Annotated in this window: 1 protein-coding gene; it reads right to left on the bottom strand. The window is 49.6% G+C overall.

Annotated features, from left to right (window positions below):
• Positions 1–375 (bottom strand): autotransporter outer membrane beta-barrel domain-containing protein (locus tag FDX14_RS06100; protein WP_137349193.1); only part of this gene is annotated, 375 nt, incomplete at both ends.

The raw sequence follows: 375 nt of genomic DNA, 5'->3' as shown, positions 1-375 counted from the left end.
AGAGGTGCTGCCATCAACATACTGACCGTTGCTCATACTGGCAGACAGATCGTTGTTGAAGTGAGAGTAGCTTAAGTTGCCGTCAACAAAGATGTTGTTGGCAAAGTGAGCAGAAGAGTAGATGTAGGCCGTCTGGCTGTCTTGATCCACCTGACCGGTACGGTCGCTCATATCGCCTTTCGCGAAGCCTGCTGCGGCACCGACAATCCACTTAGCGTTGTTACCATCAATTTTGGAATCAACACCGACCATAATGCCGTTAACATCCTGATCATAGTTAATAGTGCCGTTATCCGCATCGAAGCTACCACCGAAGTAGCTTACCCATGCACCACCGTTATCTGCCAGACCATGACGTGCGTTAGTCAGACGAGT

It is taken from the genome of Citrobacter sp. wls710, assembly GCF_005281115.1.
Classification (GTDB): domain Bacteria; phylum Pseudomonadota; class Gammaproteobacteria; order Enterobacterales; family Enterobacteriaceae; genus Citrobacter; species Citrobacter werkmanii.
Note: the sequence above shows the minus strand (reverse complement) of the source record. Positions and strands in the feature narration are given on the sequence as shown.